Consider the following 15385-nt stretch of genomic DNA (forward strand, 5'->3'; position numbering starts at 1 on the left):
AACTGATTTATGGCAAATCGTCGTTCACGATCTTCTCGGCGGCCTGTTCCAGCCACTCGAGTTGCGCCCGATACTGGGCCGAGCTGAGCCGCAGGCACTCGTCCACGTGACGGGGGGCGTTCCCCGCGCGCTTGCCGTCCAGCGCCCGCTCGAACATGCCGAACCCGGCGCGCAGCAGCTCGCGCCTGTCGCGGACGGCGGCGAGGAGGTCATCCTTGGGGAGCCGGTCCATGAACGTCAAGGCCACCTGGAAGGGATCGACGATCGGCATGATCTCGCCCCAGCAGGCGCGCAGTCTCCGGTCGAACTCGGCCCGGCCCTCGGGGGTGATGCCGTAGACGGTCCGGCCGCCTCTGCCGCGGCCTTCCCCGGCGGCGTCCATGACCTCCAGGAGACTCTCCTCCGCAAGGCGGAGGAGGAGGTGCGGCGGAGCGGGCTCGACCGGCTCACCGGGCCGTGGCTCTTCCTGGACGACGGCGAGTGGTACTGCTGCGTGATCCTGGAGGCGACCGCCACCGAGGTCCGCATCCACCCGAACGACCACCGATATCCCCACAATGTGTACGCGCTGACGCTCGACTGCCCCGGATCCGAGACGTTCCGCCCCGGATGAGAGCCGCCCTGCCAGCCCGGTGAATGGCGCCATTCATTAGAGTGGCAGCGTGCGGGAGGGTGTCGCGGAGACCGGCCCTCGCCGTCGTGCTGGAGGGCCCGTGCGCACGACCTACTGGTGCGAGCTGATATGGCTGCATCCCGGTGAGGTCGTGGAGAACGTCGCCATCATCGTCGAGGACCGGCGGATCGCGGAGGTGTACCCCGGCGTGCCCGCCCCGCCGGGAGCCGTACGGCTCGCCGGGCTCACGCTCCCCGGCCTCGCCAACGCCCACTCGCACGCATTCCACCGCGCGCTGCGCGGCCACACGCAGACCGAGCGCGGCAGCTTCTGGACCTGGCGCGAGCAGATGTACGGCGTGGCCGCCAGGCTCGACCCCGACGGCTATCTCGCCCTCGCCACGGCGACCTACGCGGAGATGGCGCTGGCCGGGATCACGTCGGTCGCCGAGTTCCACTACGTGCATCACGGGCCGGGCGGTGTGCCGTACGACGATCCGAACGCGATGGGACACGTCCTCATCGAGGCGGCGCGGAGGGCGGGCCTGCGGATCGCGCTGCTCGACACCTGCTACCTCACCGGCGGGATCGGCGACGCCCTCGTCGGCACCCAGTTGCGCTTCGGCGACGGGGACGCCCACCGCTGGGCGGACCGGGCCGAGGCGCTGGCCCAGGCCTACGAAGGGGCCGACGACGTGGAGATCGGCGCCGCCATTCACTCCGTGCGCGCGGTCCCGCCCGAGCAGATGCGCGTCGTCGTCGACTTCGCCCACCGGCACGCCGGGCCGCTGCACGCGCACGTCTCCGAGCAGCGCGCCGAGAACGAGCTGTGCGTGGAGACCTACTCGGCCACGCCGGTGCAGGTGCTCCACGAGCACGGCGCGCTCGGGCCACGGTCGACGGCGGTGCACGCGACGCATCTGTCCGACGTGGACGTGGCCCTGCTCGGCGGCTCGATCACGCACGTGTGCATGTGCCCGACGACCGAGCGCGACCTCGCCGACGGCATCGGCCCGGCGCGCCGGCTGCAGGAGGCCGGGGCGCCGATCGTCTTGGGCTCGGACAGCCACGCGGTGATCGACCTCTTCGAGGAGGCCCGCTCGGTCGAGTTGTACGAGCGGCTGGCCACTCGGGAGCGCGGGCACTGGCGGGCCGCCGAGTTGCTCCACGCCGCCACGGCGGCCGGGCACGCTTCGCTCGGCTTCCCCGACGCGGGCTGCCTCGTGCCCGGCGCGTGGGCCGACCTCGTGTCCGTCCGCCTCGACTCGGTCCGTACGGCAGGCGCGACGAAGGGCTCGGCGGCGGAGTGCGTCGTGTTCGCCGCGACGGCGGCCGACGTCCATTCGGTGGTGTCCGGGGGCCGCAGGGTCGTGACGGACGGCCGCCACGTGCTCGGCGACGTCGGCGCCCTCCTCCGCGACGTGGTCGCGAGCGTCCGGCCCTGAGCCGACGGCTTAAGACGGAGCCCCCCGCCCGGGCTTCCTGAAACAGCCCGCCGTACGGACTGATGGGAGGGCTTGTCAGAGGCCTCTCGGCGGGTTTGCGCCCGGCGGGGTCTGGCGAGGATTGGAAATCGTGGGGCGAGCACGATGAGGGCAACGGTGTTCGACGGGATCGGCTTGCTTTACACCGCCGACCCGGCGCGCGAGGAGATCGAGGACGCCGCGCTGGTGGTCCAGGACGGCGTGGTGAGCTGGATCGGACGCTCCGGCGACGCGCCCGCCGCCGAGGAGCGGGTCGAGGTGGACGGCCGCGCGGTCATCCCCGGGTTCGTGGACAGCCACGCCCACCTCGTGTTCGCGGGCGACCGCACGGCCGAGTTCGCGGCGCGGATGGCGGGCGAGCCGTACGCGGCGGAAGGCATCGCGGCCACGGTCGCCGCGACCCGGGCGGCCACCATCCCGGAGCTGGTGGCCAACACGGCGGTCCTGGTGAGCGAGATGACCCTCCAGGGGACGACGACGTTCGAGACCAAGAGCGGCTACGGCCTCACGGTGGAGGACGAGCGGCGCTGCCTGGAGATCGCCAGCCAGTTCACCGAGGAGACGACCTATCTGGGCGCCCACGTGGTGCCGCCGGAGACCACGGCGGACGATTACGTGCGCACGGTGACCGGGCCCATGCTCGACGCCTGCGCGCCGTACGCCAAGTGGGTGGACGTCTTCTGCGAGCGCGGCGCGTTCGACGAGGACCAGAGCAGGGAGATCCTCGCGGCGGGGATGAAGGCGGGCCTGCGGGCCAGGGTGCACGCCAATCAGCTCGGCGAGGGCCCCGGCGTGCGGCTCGCGTGCGAGATGGGAGCGGCCTCCGCCGACCACTGCACGCACCTGAGCGGCGCCGACGTCGCCGCGCTCGCCGACAGCGGCGTGGTCGCCACGCTGCTGCCGGCGGCGGAGTTCTCGACCCGCTCGCCCTATCCGGACGCGCGCAGGCTGCTCGACGCGGGCGTCACCGTGGCCCTGGCCACCGACTGCAACCCCGGCTCCTCGTTCACGACGTCGATGCCGTTCTGCGTGGCGCTGGCCGTGCGGGAGATGCGGATGACACCGCTGGAGGCGGTTCGCGCGGCCACGTCGGGCGGCGCGCGGGCGCTGCGGAGGACGGACGTCGGCACGCTGAGGGTGGGCGCGCGGGCCGATCTGGTGATTCTGGAGGCGCCCTCCTACGTCCATCTCGCCTACCGGCCCGGCGTGCCACTGGTGGCGCAGGTGTGGCAGTCGGGGCGGCGAGTCGTTTGAGGACCGCCGGTGAGGGTAATCGGGCCTTTTCTGGGGATCACATCCTCCTTGGGGATGAATCCAAAACCATTCCGGGGACGTATTAATTTAGGGAATCTTTGCACCGGATAAACCGTTCATCAGGTCGGGACGAAGAAGTCGGGGCAGCCCGCTGACCATGGGCGAATCGACTCCGGAGTCGGCTTCACATACTGCATACTGCGGCGCGGCGGAACGAGGTGCCATCGAATGGCGACGGGGAATCGGACGCAGGACCAGCACGTCAGTGATCGGGACCTGCTGGGAACCTATCTTGCCGAGATCGGGCGGGTCCCTCTGCTGACCGCGGAGCAGGAGGTGGAGCTCGCCAAGCGCATCGAGGCGGGTCTTCTCGCGGAGCACCTGCTGGACAGCGGGCGGGCCGAGCCCAAGATCGCTGACGCGGCCGACGAGGAGCTGGAGCGCATCGCGATCTCGGGGCAGCGTGCGAAGGACGAGTTCATCCAGGCCAATCTGCGGCTCGTGGTGGCGGTGGCGAGGAAGTATTCGGGGCGGGGGATGCCCCTGATCGACCTCGTGCAGGAGGGCAATCTGGGTCTGGTGCGCGCGGTGGAGAAGTTCGACTACCGGCGGGGGTACAAGTTCTCGACCTACGCGACGTGGTGGATCCGGCAGTCGGTGGGGCGCTCGATCCACGAGCAGGCCCGGCCGGTCCGCCTGCCCACCCACGCGGGGGAGCAGATGACCCGGCTGATGCGGGTCCGCAGGGACATGCTGGCCGAGTTCGACGCGGAGCCGACCGACGCCGACCTGGCCGAGGTGCTCGACCTGCCGATCGAGCGCGTGCAGGAGCTGCGCCGGTGGGCGTCCGACCCGGTGTCTCTCCAGCTCGGCGTGGGCGACGAGGACGAGACCGAGCTGGGCGACATGATCGCGGACGACACGTGGGCCGACCCGGAGCAGCAGGCGATGGCCACGCTGGAGAAGGAGCGCCTGGAGGAGTGGCTGACGGGCCTGGAGGGCCAGACCCGCGAGATGCTGCGCTGGCGTTACGGGCTCGTGGACGGCCGTGAGCACACCCTCACCGAGGTGGGGGAGCGCTACGGCATCGGCCGCGACCGGGCCCGCCGGCTGGAGCGCGACGCCCTGCTGCGGCTCCGCAAGATGGCGACCGCCGCCGCCTGACCCCCACCCCTTCTGAGCAGCCCGGCCCCGCCGTGTGAGCCGGCCGGTCCCGCCGCCTGAGGCGGCTCGGCCGGCCGCCGGCCCGGGCCGTACGGCGGAGAAGTCTTTCCACAACGCGCACTCGTACCGGGTGCGCGTTTTGTGGTGCCATGGGGCATCTGAAACGCGGCTGAAACATGACAACCGCGAGTTTCACAGATGTGAAACACACCTGGTCGCGACCTGAAACGGCGGAAGAACACGCTGTCGCCAACGTCAGTGCGCCAGCCGGCGACCTCGGGCCCCGCGGAGACTCAGAGCTTGCGAAGAGTTTCGCGGGTGGGGCGATGCCCCGGACGAAGCCACTGCGGGAGTGAATAACCGGCCACACGCCAATTGTAAGAAGGAGGGCCGTATCGATGATCGATACCGGCACCACCGCCTGGATGATCACAGCCACCGCGCTGGTGCTGCTGATGACTCCCGGCCTCGCGTTCTTCTACGGGGGCATGACCAGGGCCAAGAGCGTCCTGAACATGATGATGATGTCCTTCGTCAGCATCATCACTGTGACCATCGCCTGGGTGCTTTACGGGCACTCGCTCGCTTTCGGGGTCGCGGGCAACGCAACGGTCAACAAGTTCGTCGGCGGTTTGGACAACCTCGGCCTCAGGGGCCTTTTCAACACCGTCTACACGGGCCTTATCGTCGATAAGGCCGGTGACGCGTCCACGATCGCCGACAACTTCCCGAACCTGGTGTTCTCGGCCTTCGAGCTGACGTTCGCGATCATCACGGTGGCGCTGATCAGTGGCGCGATCGCGGACCGTGCCAAGTTCGGCGCCTGGGTCGTCTTCTCCATCGTCTGGGCGACCGTGGTCTACTTCCCCGTGGCCCACTGGGTCTGGGGCGGTGGCTGGCTGTTCAGCCTCGGTATCGAGGACTTCGCCGGTGGAACGGTGGTGCACATCAACGCCGGTGCGGCGGGCCTGGCCCTCGCGCTGGTGCTCGGCAAGCGGACGGGCTGGCGCAAGGACCCCATGCGCCCCCACAACCTGACGCTGGTCCTCCTCGGCGCGGGTCTCCTGTGGTTCGGCTGGTTCGGCTTCAACGCCGGTTCCGAGCTCGCGGTCGACCAGACCACGGGTCTCGCGTTCATGAACACCCAGGTCGCGACGGCCGCCGCCGCGGGCGCCTGGATCCTCGTCGAGAAGCTCCGCGACGGCCACTCCACCACGCTGGGCGTCGCCTCCGGCGCCGTCGCCGGTCTGGTCGCCGTCACCCCCGCGGCCGGTTTCGTGGACCCCTGGGTCGCCGTTCTCCTCGGCGCCGTGGCCGGTGCGATCTGCGCGTACGCCGTGGGCCTCAAGTACAAGCTCGGCTACGACGACTCGCTCGACGTGGTCGGCGTGCACCTGGTCGGCGGTGTCGTCGGCGCCGTCTCCCTCGGTTTTGTCGCGGCCTACCCCTTTCTGGAGCAGCAGAGCCTGGGCGTGTTCTACGGTGGAGGCTTCAAGCAGCTCGGTCTCCAGCTTCTTGGTCCGGTCGCCGTCGGCGGCTACTCGTTCATCGCCTCCTGGATAATCGGCAAGATCATCGACAAGACGATGGGCTTCCGGCTGCCCCAGGAGGAGGAGGTCACCGGCATCGACATCACGACGCACGCCGAGACCGGTTACGACCTCGGCACCATCCACTCCTCGGGCGTGGCCTCGCTCAACGGGCCGGCTGTTCCGGCTGAGGCCAAGAAGGTGGACGCATGAAACTCATCACCGCAGTGATCAAGCCCTTCAAGCTCGACGACGTCAAGGCCGCGCTGGAGCAGTTCGGCATCAAGGGCATGACGGTCAGCGAGGCCAGCGGGTACGGCCGGCAGCGCGGCCACACCGAGGTCTACCGCGGCGCCGAATACCAGGTCGACCTGGTCCCCAAGGTGCGCGTCGAGGTCCTGGCCGAGGAGGACGACGCCGAGGACGTCATCGACGTCATCGTCAAGGCCGCCCAGACCGGCAAGATCGGCGACGGCAAGGTCTGGTCCGTCCCGGTGGACACGGTCGTCCGGGTCCGCACCGGTGAACGCGGGCCGGAGGCCCTGTAACCGGATGATGAGAGGGGAAGCTCGCTCGTTCGCCGCGGCCCGCAAGGACAGGGGCGCGGACATCGACAGGTGGCTCACCGATCTGTTCCGTACGGCGGGCGCGCAGCCGTACGCCCGCGAGGGACGGAGCGGACCGGGAGCCAAGGGCGGCTTCCCAGAGGAGCGCGGCGCCGCCGGTCCCCCCGGGATCAGCGGTGTCGCTCTCGTCGCCGTCGGCAGCCTGGGGCGGGGTGAGCTCGCCCCAGGCAGCGACCTGGATCTCGTCCTGCTCCACAACGGGCGGGACGACGTCGGCCGGATCGCGGACCGAATCTGGTACCCCATCTGGGACTCGGGAGTGGGTCTCGACCACTCGGTCCGCACGGTGGACGAGGCGGTCAAGGTGGCCCGGGAGGATCTCAAGGCCGTCCTCGGGCTGATCCAGGCCCGGCACGTCGTCGGGGACCCAGAGCTGACGCGGGCGGTCCGCGAGGCCGTCCTCGCCGAGTGGCGCGCCGACTCCCGGCGCAGGCTCGCGGAGCTGCGGACCTCGGCGGACAAGCGGGCCGAGTCGTGCGGTGAGCTGGCCTTCCTCCTCGAACCCGATCTGAAGGACGCCAGGGGAGGCCTCCGCGACGTGCAGGCGATGCAGGCCGTGGCCGCCGCCTGGGTCGCGTCCGCCCCCGGTCCCCGGGTCCGGGAGGCCTACGAGTTCCTGCTCGACATCAGGCACGGCCTCCACCTGGTCACCGCCCGCGGCGCCGACCGCCTGGTGCTCCAGGAGCAGGACGCGGTCGCCGGAACGCTCGGCCTGCTGGACGCTGAGGCGCTGATGCGCCGGCTGGCGGAGGCGGGCCGGACCATCTCCCACGCTTTCGACGCCACCTGGCGGACCGTGGACCGGCTGCTGTCCGGTCCCGCGCCGAGAGGCAGGCGCCCGCTCGCCGACGGCATCGTCGAGCACGGCGGCGAGGTCGTCCTCGCCCGGGGCGTCAACCCGCGCGACGACCCCACGCTCGTGCTGCGCGCGGCCGCGGCCGCGGCCGAGGCCGGGCTGCCCATGGCGCCCGCCACCGTCTCCGCGCTCGCCGCCCAGTCGCCGCCCCTTCCCGTGCCCTGGCCCGAGGAGGCGCGTGCCGCGCTCGTGGCCCTGCTCGGCGCCGGGCGCGCCGCCGTACCCGTGTGGGAGGAGCTCGACCAGGCCGGCGTCCTGGTCCGGCTGATCCCCGACTGGGAGCGCGTACGGCACCGCCCGCAGCGAAATCCGGTACACCGATATACGGTGGACCGTCATCTCATCGAGACCGCGGCCGGAGCGGCGTCCTTCACCCGCGAGGTCTCCCGGCCCGACCTGCTGCTCATCTCCGCGCTCCTTCACGACATGGGCAAGGGGTGGCCTGGCGACCACTCGACGACCGGCGAGGTCGTGGCGCGCGACATCGGCGCCCGGATCGGCCTGCCACCGGCCGACGTGGAGACCGTGGCCACCGTGGTCCGACACCACCTGCTGCTGCCGGAGACCGCGACCCGCCGTGACCTCGACGACCCCGTGACCATCGCCCGCGTGGCCGAGGCCGTCGGGTCGAGACAGGTGCTGGAGTTGCTCGCCGCCCTGGCCGTGGCCGACGGCAACGCCACCGGCCCGGCCGCGTGGAACTCCTGGAAGGCATCCCTGGTCTCCGACCTGGTGCGCCGGGTCAGGTCCGTGCTGTCCGGCACGCCGCCCGTGCCCGCGCCCGTGCTGTCGGCCGAGCAGGCCGCCCTCGCCAGGCACGGCGGCGGCGCCGTACGGGTGAACCGGGGCGCGGTCACCGTGGTCGCGCCGGACCGGCACGGGCTGCTGTGGCGCGCGGCCGGAGTGCTCGCCGCCCACCGGATGGTCGTGCGGTCGGCCTCCGCCGCGTCGGCCGGGTCGACGGCGGTCATCGAGTTCGTCGTGGTGCCCGAGTACGGCACGCCGCCGGACCCGGCGACGCTGGAGGCGGATCTCCGCCTTGTCCTCGCCGGTCGGCTGGACATCGAGCAGCGGCTGGCCCGGCGGACGAGGTCGATGCGGCCGCCCCGGGTGCCGGTGGCGCCGCCCAGAGTTACGCTGGTGGACGACGCGTCCAATACAGCCACCGTGGTCGAGGTGCGCGCGCACGACCGGCCGGGGCTGCTGTGGAAGATCGGGCGCGCTTTCGGCGAGTGCGGCCTTGACGTGAGGGCGGCTCGCGTGGAGACTCTCGGCGCAGAGGCGGTAGACGTCTTCTATGTGGCAGATCGGACGGGTCGTCCCATCACGGACGAGCAGCAGCGGGCCCAAGTGCGCGAGCATGTGCTCGCCGCTCTGAGGTGAGGCAACGGGAAGATCCTCTTTCCTGTTCATAACAATTGAGTGCGGCGGCATGCCTTGGTGCGCGGTAGATCGTGACCTTGTGGTCGAATTGCCCCCACTTGTATAGCTATGTAACTTCATGCTGTCCAGACGCGTGAAGGCATGCCGAAAGATGGCGGGGCCGGTGAGCACGGAGCAGTCGAAGACAGATAACCACGCGCGGCCAAGTCGTTTCACCCCGCGCAACTGGCGGGTCCCCACCCGCCTGACGGCCCTGATCATCGCCCCCACGCTGGTGGCCGTGCTCCTCGCCGGCGTCAGAGTCGTGGGGTCGATCGACAGCATCAACGCCTACGGGCGGGTCAGACAGGCCGCCGAATACTCCGTGCGGCTACGCGACCTGGCGCAGCAGCTGGCGCTTGAGCGCGACCTCACCGTCTGGGGCGGCCCCCGGCGGAAGTTCAACGTGGACGGCCAGACCGAGCTCACCAGGGCCGGCCAGCGGGCGGTGGTAGACCCGCTGATCCACCAGGTGACGGCCGATCTCAAGAACCTCGACCCCGCGTTCGGAGTGCGGGCCGTCGAGCAGGCGGAGCAGGCCGTCAACCGGATCGCGAGCCTTCCCGGCATCCGCGCCAACGGTGCTCCTGAGGACTACTCCGCCCTCATCGCGAACATCCTGCGGCTGCAGGACGAGTTCGGCCAGAACGGCGACGACCCCCAGGTCGTCGGTGACTTCCACGCCCTCGGCGGCATCGCCCACGCCAAGGAGGAGGTGGCCCTCCAGCGGTCGATGCTGGCCAGGGAGCTTCTCGAGCGCAACGAGATCTACACCCCCAGCGAGCTCAAGGACTTCCTCGCCTCGCAGTCCCGGCAGCAGAGCTACCTCGCCACCTTCTACACAGAGGCCTCGCCCCTCGAGGCCAGCCGGCTGGTGACGCTCCTCGGCGACAAGGACATCGTCGACACCGAGCTCACCAAGTCGTGGGCCCTCACACTGGGCATCCAGGGCGTCTCCCTCGGCCGCTACCGCGACCGCGACCGGATCCTGCAGCGGTGGTTCCAGCACAGCACCAAGGCCGTCGAGCAGATGGCCGTCGTCGAGCATCGCGTCTCGGCCACGGTCCTCGACCGGGCCCGGGAACTGCAGTCGTCCGAGCAGCGGAACGCGCTGATCGCCGGGACGCTGATCCTCGCGCTCCTCCTCCTCGTCCTCGCCAGCACCGTGCTCATCGCGCGTTCCATGGTGCGGCCGCTGCGCCGGCTCCGGGCGGAGGCCCTGGAGATCGCCGGCCTCCGGCTCCCCGATGTCGTCCGGCGGATGCGCCAGTCCGACGACGTGTCCCAGGATCCTCAGGTGAAGCCGATCGCGGTCGGCACCGCGGACGAGATCGGCGAAGTCGCGCAGGCCTTCGACGAGGTCCACCGCCAGGCCGTACGGCTCGCGGCGGAGGAGTCCCGGCTGCGCGCCAACGTCAACGCCATGTTCGTGAACCTGTCGCGCCGCACGCAGACGCTGGTGGAGCGGCAGATCTCACTGATCGACGGCCTGGAGCGCGGCGAGGAGGACGGCGGCCGGCTGGCCGACCTGTTCAAGCTCGACCACCTCGCCACCCGCATGCGCCGCAACAGTGAGAACCTCCTCGTCCTCGCCGGGCACGAGCCCGCCCGCAAGCGGAGCCAGCCTGCCCGGCTGGTCGACGTGGTCCGCGCCTCCTTGTCCGAGGTCGAGGACTACGAGCGGGTCACCGTCAAGGTCCACCGCAGCATCGCCGTGGCGGGCCACGCGGCCAACGACGTGGTCCACCTGGTCGCCGAACTGGTGGAGAACGCCATCGCCTTCTCGCCGCGCAACACCAAGGTCCTGGTGTCGAGCAGCCCCGTGGAGGGCGGCGCGGTCATGCTCGGAGTGAGCGACGCCGGAATCGGCATGTCTCCCGAGGAACTGGCGGAGACCAACCGCCGCCTGGCGGAGCCGCCGACCGTCGACGTGTCGGTCTCCCGCCGGATGGGCCTGTTCGTGGTCGGCCGCCTGGCGCTCCGCCACGGCATCCGGGTCCAGCTCCGGGCGGGCGACGGCAGCGGCATGATCGCGATGGTGCTGTTCCCGGCCGACCTGATCTCCAACGCCGACCAGCCGGCCGCGCACCCGGCTGCGCCCGTCCCCCCGCCTCGGGGAGCCTTCGGCGACCCGGCCTCCGGGACGGCGCCGCCCCCCACGGGATCGTTCCAGCCCTGGGGCACGCCGTCGCAGCAGGAGGCCCCGGACAGCCCGGGAGGCTTCTCACCGTGGAGTCCCTCCAGCCCCGCCCCGGTGGCCAACGGGCTGCCGACGCGCAGGCCGTCCACGCCGCGACAGAACGGCGCATGGGGCTCGGATGGCGCAGAGGCCGCCAATGGGTCGAATGGTGCGCATCCGGCGGGCGTCGCGGGAAGCGATGGAGGCTTCGCGCCCTTCGGCGCGCCGGCGCAGGACGTCACGGAGAGCTTCCCGGCGTACACCGAGTCGCCCACCGGGCCCTCGGCGTTCCCGGATCGTCCCGTCGCGCCGGCCGCGGGCGCGTTCCCGTTCGGCGAGCCGCCCACCGGCCGGCCCCTGTTCGGTCAACCGGCCGCCCTTCCCGCGTTCGGTGAGCCGCCCACTGGTCCGCCCGCTGGTCCGTCCGCGTTCGGTGAGCCGCCGGCCGCGCGGGCTCCGTTCGGTGAGCCGCCTGCCGGTCCGTCCGCGTTCGGTGAGCCGTCCCCGTTCGGCGAGCCGCCGGTGTTCACGGAGCACTCCGGGGCCTTCCCGATCGGGGAGGCCGCGGTGACGACGGGGCCGTTGCCGGTGGTGGAGGACTCCCCGCTTGAGCGGGGCGACGAGTACCTGCCGATCTTCGCCTCGGTGGAGTCGGCCTGGTTCCGCCGACCGGCGGGCGAGGAGGTGGCAGTCGTACCGGCGGCTGGGCAGGCAGCGGGACAGGCAGCGGGACAGGCAGCGGGACAGGCAGCGGGACAGGCAGCGGGACAAGGAGAGACATCGATGCCGGATGCCGCCGCGTCCAGGCTCCCGGACTACGGCCAGGCGCCATCAGGTCAGGTCGCGTCCGGCCAGGTCCCCGCCGGCGCGCCGGGTGATGGAGATCGGTCCAGGGCGGGGCAGGCAGAAGGGGCCTGGTGGTCCCAGGCTGACAGCGGCTTCCAGGCGGCGGCCACCGTGAAGGATCCCTCACTGGGCGGCGTCACGGCGGCCGGTCTGCCGAAACGGACGCCCAAGGCCAACCTGGTGCCCGGGTCGGTCGGGACGGGCAGCGCGGCCGCGGCGCCGCGCCCCCCGGTGTCGGCCGAGGCGGTGCGCAACCGCCTGTCCAGCTTCCAGCAGGGTGTACGGCGGGGGCGGGCGGACCTGGCCGGAGGCTCCGTCGAAGGGTCGGGTAATGAGGAGGATGGTTCGTGACTGAGCTGAGCGTGGAAGCACGCAGGTTCGACTGGCTGATCACCGAGTTCGTCGGGACCACGCCGGGCGTCGCCCACGCGGTGGTGGTTTCGTCGGACGGCCTGCGGCTCGCCCAATCCGATGGCTTCCCGCCTGACCGCGCCGACCAGCTCGCGGCCGTCGCCGCCGGCCTGCTGAGCCTCACCGTGGGCGCGTCCCGGGTGTTCGAGGGCGGCTCGGTCACCCAGACGGTCGTGGAGATGCAGCGCGGCCTGCTGCTCGTCATGGCCATCAGCGACGGGTCATGCCTCGCCGTACTGGCCGCTCCCGACTGCGACATGGGCCTGGTGGCGTACCAGATGACCCTGCTCGTGGAGCGTGCCGGTCAGGTGCTCACCCCGGCGTTGCGCGCCGAGCTCCAGACATCACGCCGATGATCACCGCGGGAGAGGGGCATGCGCGAGCATGACGGGACAGAGGACGAGCCTCTGTTCCGTCCGTACGCCGTCACCGGAGGGCGTTCCCAGCCGCGTTATCACATGGCGATGGAAACCCTCGTATCATCGGTGACCTTGATGAGCGATGATTATTCCCTCCTCACCCCGGAGCAGGAATCGATCATGATGCTGTGCCGTTCCGTACGATCGGTCGCGGAGGTTTCGGCGCTGCTCCGGGTTCCGCTCGGCGTGGCCCGCGTGCTCATCGCCGACATGGCCGACGAGGGTCTGGTCCGCCTGCACATGCCGCAGCTCAGTCAGGGACAGCCAGACCTCAACCTGCTCGAAAGGGTGCTCAGTGGACTACGCAGGCTCTAGTCGTGGGCTGACCTCGACGAAGATCGTCGTCGCGGGTGGGTTCGGTGTGGGCAAGACGACCTTCGTCGGGGCCGTATCCGAGATCCTCCCGCTGACGACCGAGGCCGTGATGACCGACGCCAGCGCGGGAATCGACGACCTCGGCCTCACGCCGAACAAGACGACGACCACCGTCGCCATGGACTTCGGCCGGCTCTCGCTGGACCAGGACCTGATCCTCTATCTGTTCGGGACGCCCGGCCAGCACCGGTTCTGGTTCATGTGGGACGACCTCGTGCGCGGTGCCATCGGGGCGGTCGTGCTGGTGGACAGCCGGCGACTCGCCGACTGCTTCCCCGCCATCGACTACTTCGAGGAGGCCCAGCTTCCCTTCGTGGTCGCGATGAACGGCTGGGAGGGCCAGTTCCTCCACTCCGAGGACGAGGTCCGGGAGGCCCTCTCCCTTCCTCCCCACGTTCCGGTGGTGCGGACCGACGCCCGTTCGCGGGACGCGGTCAAGTCCACGCTCATCAGCCTGGTGGAGTACGTCCTGACGGTCCGCGCCGCGTACGGCGGCCGGTCCTATTGAGGATCGGGTTGTCGGCAGGGCCACCGGCTGAGCGCCTGTGGCCCTGATCTTCGACGCCGCCCATCACCGGCCAGCCATCGTCTGGTGGTGCCGGGGCCGTACCGCGTCGTGTCGGCTTTTCACGGCCCGCAGGCACGCGATGTGAGGACGTTTGGCGAAATATGGGTGGAAAGCATGATCTATGCTGATACGCGCTGAGAGTCCTTTCCCCCTGGTCTGCTGCTCGCAGGCTCTGCGGATGAATCCATTGGGAGTGGCGGCCGTGTCCCGAATTTGGCGTGCCCGACGCTTATCGACCGTTCTCGCCGCTGGTCTTGTGCTGCCCTTCTCCGCGTGTGGCGGTTCCGGCAGCGCGGTGACGAGCGAGGCGGCGCCCAGCGCGTCGGTGGCCAGGCTGGACCCGAACGCCGACCTCACCAAGCAAAGCCTCACGATTTCGATCTGGGACGGGTACAGCCCGAAGGACCTTCCGCAGCGGGTCAAGAACAAGCTCGGCTTCGACCTCAAGGTCGCTCTGCACGACACCAATGAGACGATCATGGCCAAGCTGACGACCGGTGCCGACAGCGGCATCGACGTCGCCTTCGTGTCGGGCCAGTACGCTCAGGCGCTGAATGAGGCGGGCCTGCTGGAGCCGATCCACCCCGAGCTCATCCCGAACCTCGCCAACCTCTACCCTGAGGCCGCGAACCTGTCGTACGACAAGGGCAACAAGTACTCGGTGCCCTACACCTGGGGGACCACCGGGCTGTGCTACCGCAGCGACCTGGTGAAGACCGCGCCCACAAGCTGGAACGTCCTGCTCAATCCGCCCGTGGAGCTGCGCAAGAAGATCACGATGATGACCACGGAGCGCTGGCTCGCGCTCCCGGCGCTGAAGTCTCTCGGCTACTCCATCAACACGACCGACGACGCGCAGCTCGCCAAGGCCAAGGATCTTCTCATCGAGGCCAAGAAGAACCTGCTGGCGTACGACGACACGACCTTCGGCGCCCGCCTGCGGAAGGGTGAGGCCGCGCTCGTGGAGGCATGGGACGGCTGGTGCCCGACGTCGGACAAGAACATCAAGTTCGTGGTGCCGAAGGAGGGCAGCGACCTCTGGGCGGACACCATGGTCATCCTCAAGACCTCCAAGAACAAGGAGGCGGCGCACGCCTTCATCAACTACATCCTCGACCCGGAGATCCACGGCTGGGTGTCGGCGAACATCCTCTACAAGGTCCCCAACAAGGCCGCCATGGACAAGGTCGACCCCGCGCTGCTCGCCGCCAACCCGCCGCTGGCGATGACGCCCGCCGACCTGCTCCAGGGCGAGTCGATCATCGACCTCGGCCAGGACTCGACGAAGTACACGCGCCTGGCGACCGAGGTCGCGGCCAAGCAGTGACGACACACCTACCTGGAGAACTCATGAGCGAGCAGCCCCTGACGATCCTGTTCATGCCGGAGAGTGCCTACGGCCCGACGAACAACTGCATCGGGATCGGGGACGTCCTGCGGCGTCGCGGTCACCGGGTGGTGTTCGCGGCGGAGGCGTCGTGGAAGGGGAAGCTGGAGGCGCTGGGTTTTGAGGAGGACCTGGTGGATCTGGCGCCGCCGGCTGAGGAGGAGCAGGACGCGGAGGTGCGGGACGCGGGGCAGTTCTGGAAGGACTTCATCCGGGATACGGCTCCGGAGTATCGCAAGAGTACGCGTGAGCA

Annotated in this window: 13 protein-coding genes and 1 pseudogene; 13 read left to right on the forward strand and 1 reads right to left on the reverse strand. The window is 70.3% G+C overall.

Annotated elements, in window-relative coordinates:
- Window positions 1-7 precede the first annotated feature (7 nt).
- The gene (locus ABH927_RS16810) at window positions 8-382 is read right to left on the reverse strand and encodes a hypothetical protein (RefSeq protein WP_370022501.1); all 375 of its coding nucleotides are present in this window, start codon (window positions 380-382) and stop codon (window positions 8-10) included.
- Window positions 383-421: 39 nt separating this feature from the next.
- On the opposite strand from ABH927_RS16810, the gene ABH927_RS16815 reads away from it, so the two are divergent.
- The 13 genes and pseudogenes from ABH927_RS16815 to ABH927_RS16875 all read left to right on the forward strand — a co-directional run.
- A complete protein-coding gene (locus ABH927_RS16815) occupies window positions 422-613 on the forward strand; it encodes a hypothetical protein (RefSeq protein WP_370022503.1) in 192 nt (63 codons plus the stop codon).
- A 100-nt stretch (window positions 614-713) separates the two neighbouring features.
- Window positions 714-2057: a formimidoylglutamate deiminase gene (locus ABH927_RS16820; protein ID WP_370022505.1), complete on the forward strand. Its 1344-nt coding sequence runs from the start codon at window positions 714-716 to the stop codon at window positions 2055-2057.
- A 144-nt stretch (window positions 2058-2201) separates the two neighbouring features.
- On the forward strand, window positions 2202-3350 hold the full coding sequence (hutI, locus tag ABH927_RS16825; protein WP_370022507.1) for an imidazolonepropionase: 1149 nt from the start codon (window positions 2202-2204) through the stop codon (window positions 3348-3350).
- Between the two features lie 228 nt (window positions 3351-3578).
- Complete coding sequence (locus ABH927_RS16830) at window positions 3579-4514, forward strand: RNA polymerase sigma factor RpoD/SigA (protein ID WP_370022509.1); 936 nt, start codon at window positions 3579-3581, stop codon at window positions 4512-4514.
- A 398-nt stretch (window positions 4515-4912) separates the two neighbouring features.
- Window positions 4913-6256 (forward strand): ammonium transporter, encoded by a 1344-nt coding sequence (locus tag ABH927_RS16835; protein WP_370022511.1) that lies wholly within the window; start codon window positions 4913-4915, stop codon window positions 6254-6256.
- Entirely contained in the window at window positions 6253-6591 is a 339-nt protein-coding gene (locus ABH927_RS16840) for a P-II family nitrogen regulator (protein WP_030510869.1), read from the forward strand. Before ABH927_RS16835 ends, ABH927_RS16840 begins: the two co-directional genes overlap by 4 nt.
- Window positions 6592-6598: 7 nt before the next feature.
- Window positions 6599-8908, forward strand: a complete 2310-nt coding sequence (locus ABH927_RS16845) for a [protein-PII] uridylyltransferase (protein WP_370022514.1) — start codon at window positions 6599-6601, stop codon at window positions 8906-8908.
- Between the two features lie 163 nt (window positions 8909-9071).
- Window positions 9072-12323, forward strand: a complete 3252-nt coding sequence (locus ABH927_RS16850) for a nitrate- and nitrite sensing domain-containing protein (RefSeq protein WP_370022516.1) — start codon at window positions 9072-9074, stop codon at window positions 12321-12323.
- Window positions 12320-12739 carry a roadblock/LC7 domain-containing protein gene (locus ABH927_RS16855; protein WP_370022518.1) on the forward strand — a complete coding sequence of 140 codons (420 nt, stop codon included), beginning with the start codon at window positions 12320-12322 and terminating at the stop codon, window positions 12737-12739. Before ABH927_RS16850 ends, ABH927_RS16855 begins: the two co-directional genes overlap by 4 nt.
- An 18-nt stretch (window positions 12740-12757) precedes the next feature.
- A complete protein-coding gene (locus ABH927_RS16860; protein ID WP_370022520.1) occupies window positions 12758-13117 on the forward strand; it encodes a DUF742 domain-containing protein in 360 nt (119 codons plus the stop codon).
- Between the two features lie 7 nt (window positions 13118-13124).
- Window positions 13125-13685, forward strand: coding sequence for an ATP/GTP-binding protein (locus ABH927_RS16865; protein ID WP_370022537.1), 561 nt, complete (start codon window positions 13125-13127; stop codon window positions 13683-13685).
- A gap of 355 nt (window positions 13686-14040) precedes the next feature.
- On the forward strand, window positions 14041-15072 hold the full coding sequence (locus ABH927_RS16870) for a spermidine/putrescine ABC transporter substrate-binding protein (RefSeq protein ID WP_370022522.1): 1032 nt from the start codon (window positions 14041-14043) through the stop codon (window positions 15070-15072).
- Window positions 15073-15095: 23 nt separating this feature from the next.
- A pseudogene (locus ABH927_RS16875) lies at window positions 15096-15385 on the forward strand (glycosyl transferase); the annotation flags it as partial.

The sequence above is a fragment of the Planotetraspora sp. GP83 genome (assembly GCF_041262585.1).
Lineage (GTDB): Bacteria > Actinomycetota > Actinomycetes > Streptosporangiales > Streptosporangiaceae > JAOEGB01.

Coding starts and splice junctions, on each gene's coding strand:
- ABH927_RS16810 (WP_370022501.1), bottom strand. CDS start 382: ATGGACGCCGCCGGGGAAGGCCGCGGCAGAGGCGGCCGGACCGTCTAC.
- hutI (WP_370022507.1), top strand. CDS start 2,202: ATGAGGGCAACGGTGTTCGACGGGATCGGCTTGCTTTACACCGCCGAC.
- ABH927_RS16830 (WP_370022509.1), top strand. CDS start 3,579: ATGGCGACGGGGAATCGGACGCAGGACCAGCACGTCAGTGATCGGGAC.
- ABH927_RS16835 (WP_370022511.1), top strand. CDS start 4,913: ATGATCGATACCGGCACCACCGCCTGGATGATCACAGCCACCGCGCTG.
- ABH927_RS16840 (WP_030510869.1), top strand. CDS start 6,253: ATGAAACTCATCACCGCAGTGATCAAGCCCTTCAAGCTCGACGACGTC.
- ABH927_RS16845 (WP_370022514.1), top strand. CDS start 6,599: ATGAGAGGGGAAGCTCGCTCGTTCGCCGCGGCCCGCAAGGACAGGGGC.
- ABH927_RS16860 (WP_370022520.1), top strand. CDS start 12,758: ATGCGCGAGCATGACGGGACAGAGGACGAGCCTCTGTTCCGTCCGTAC.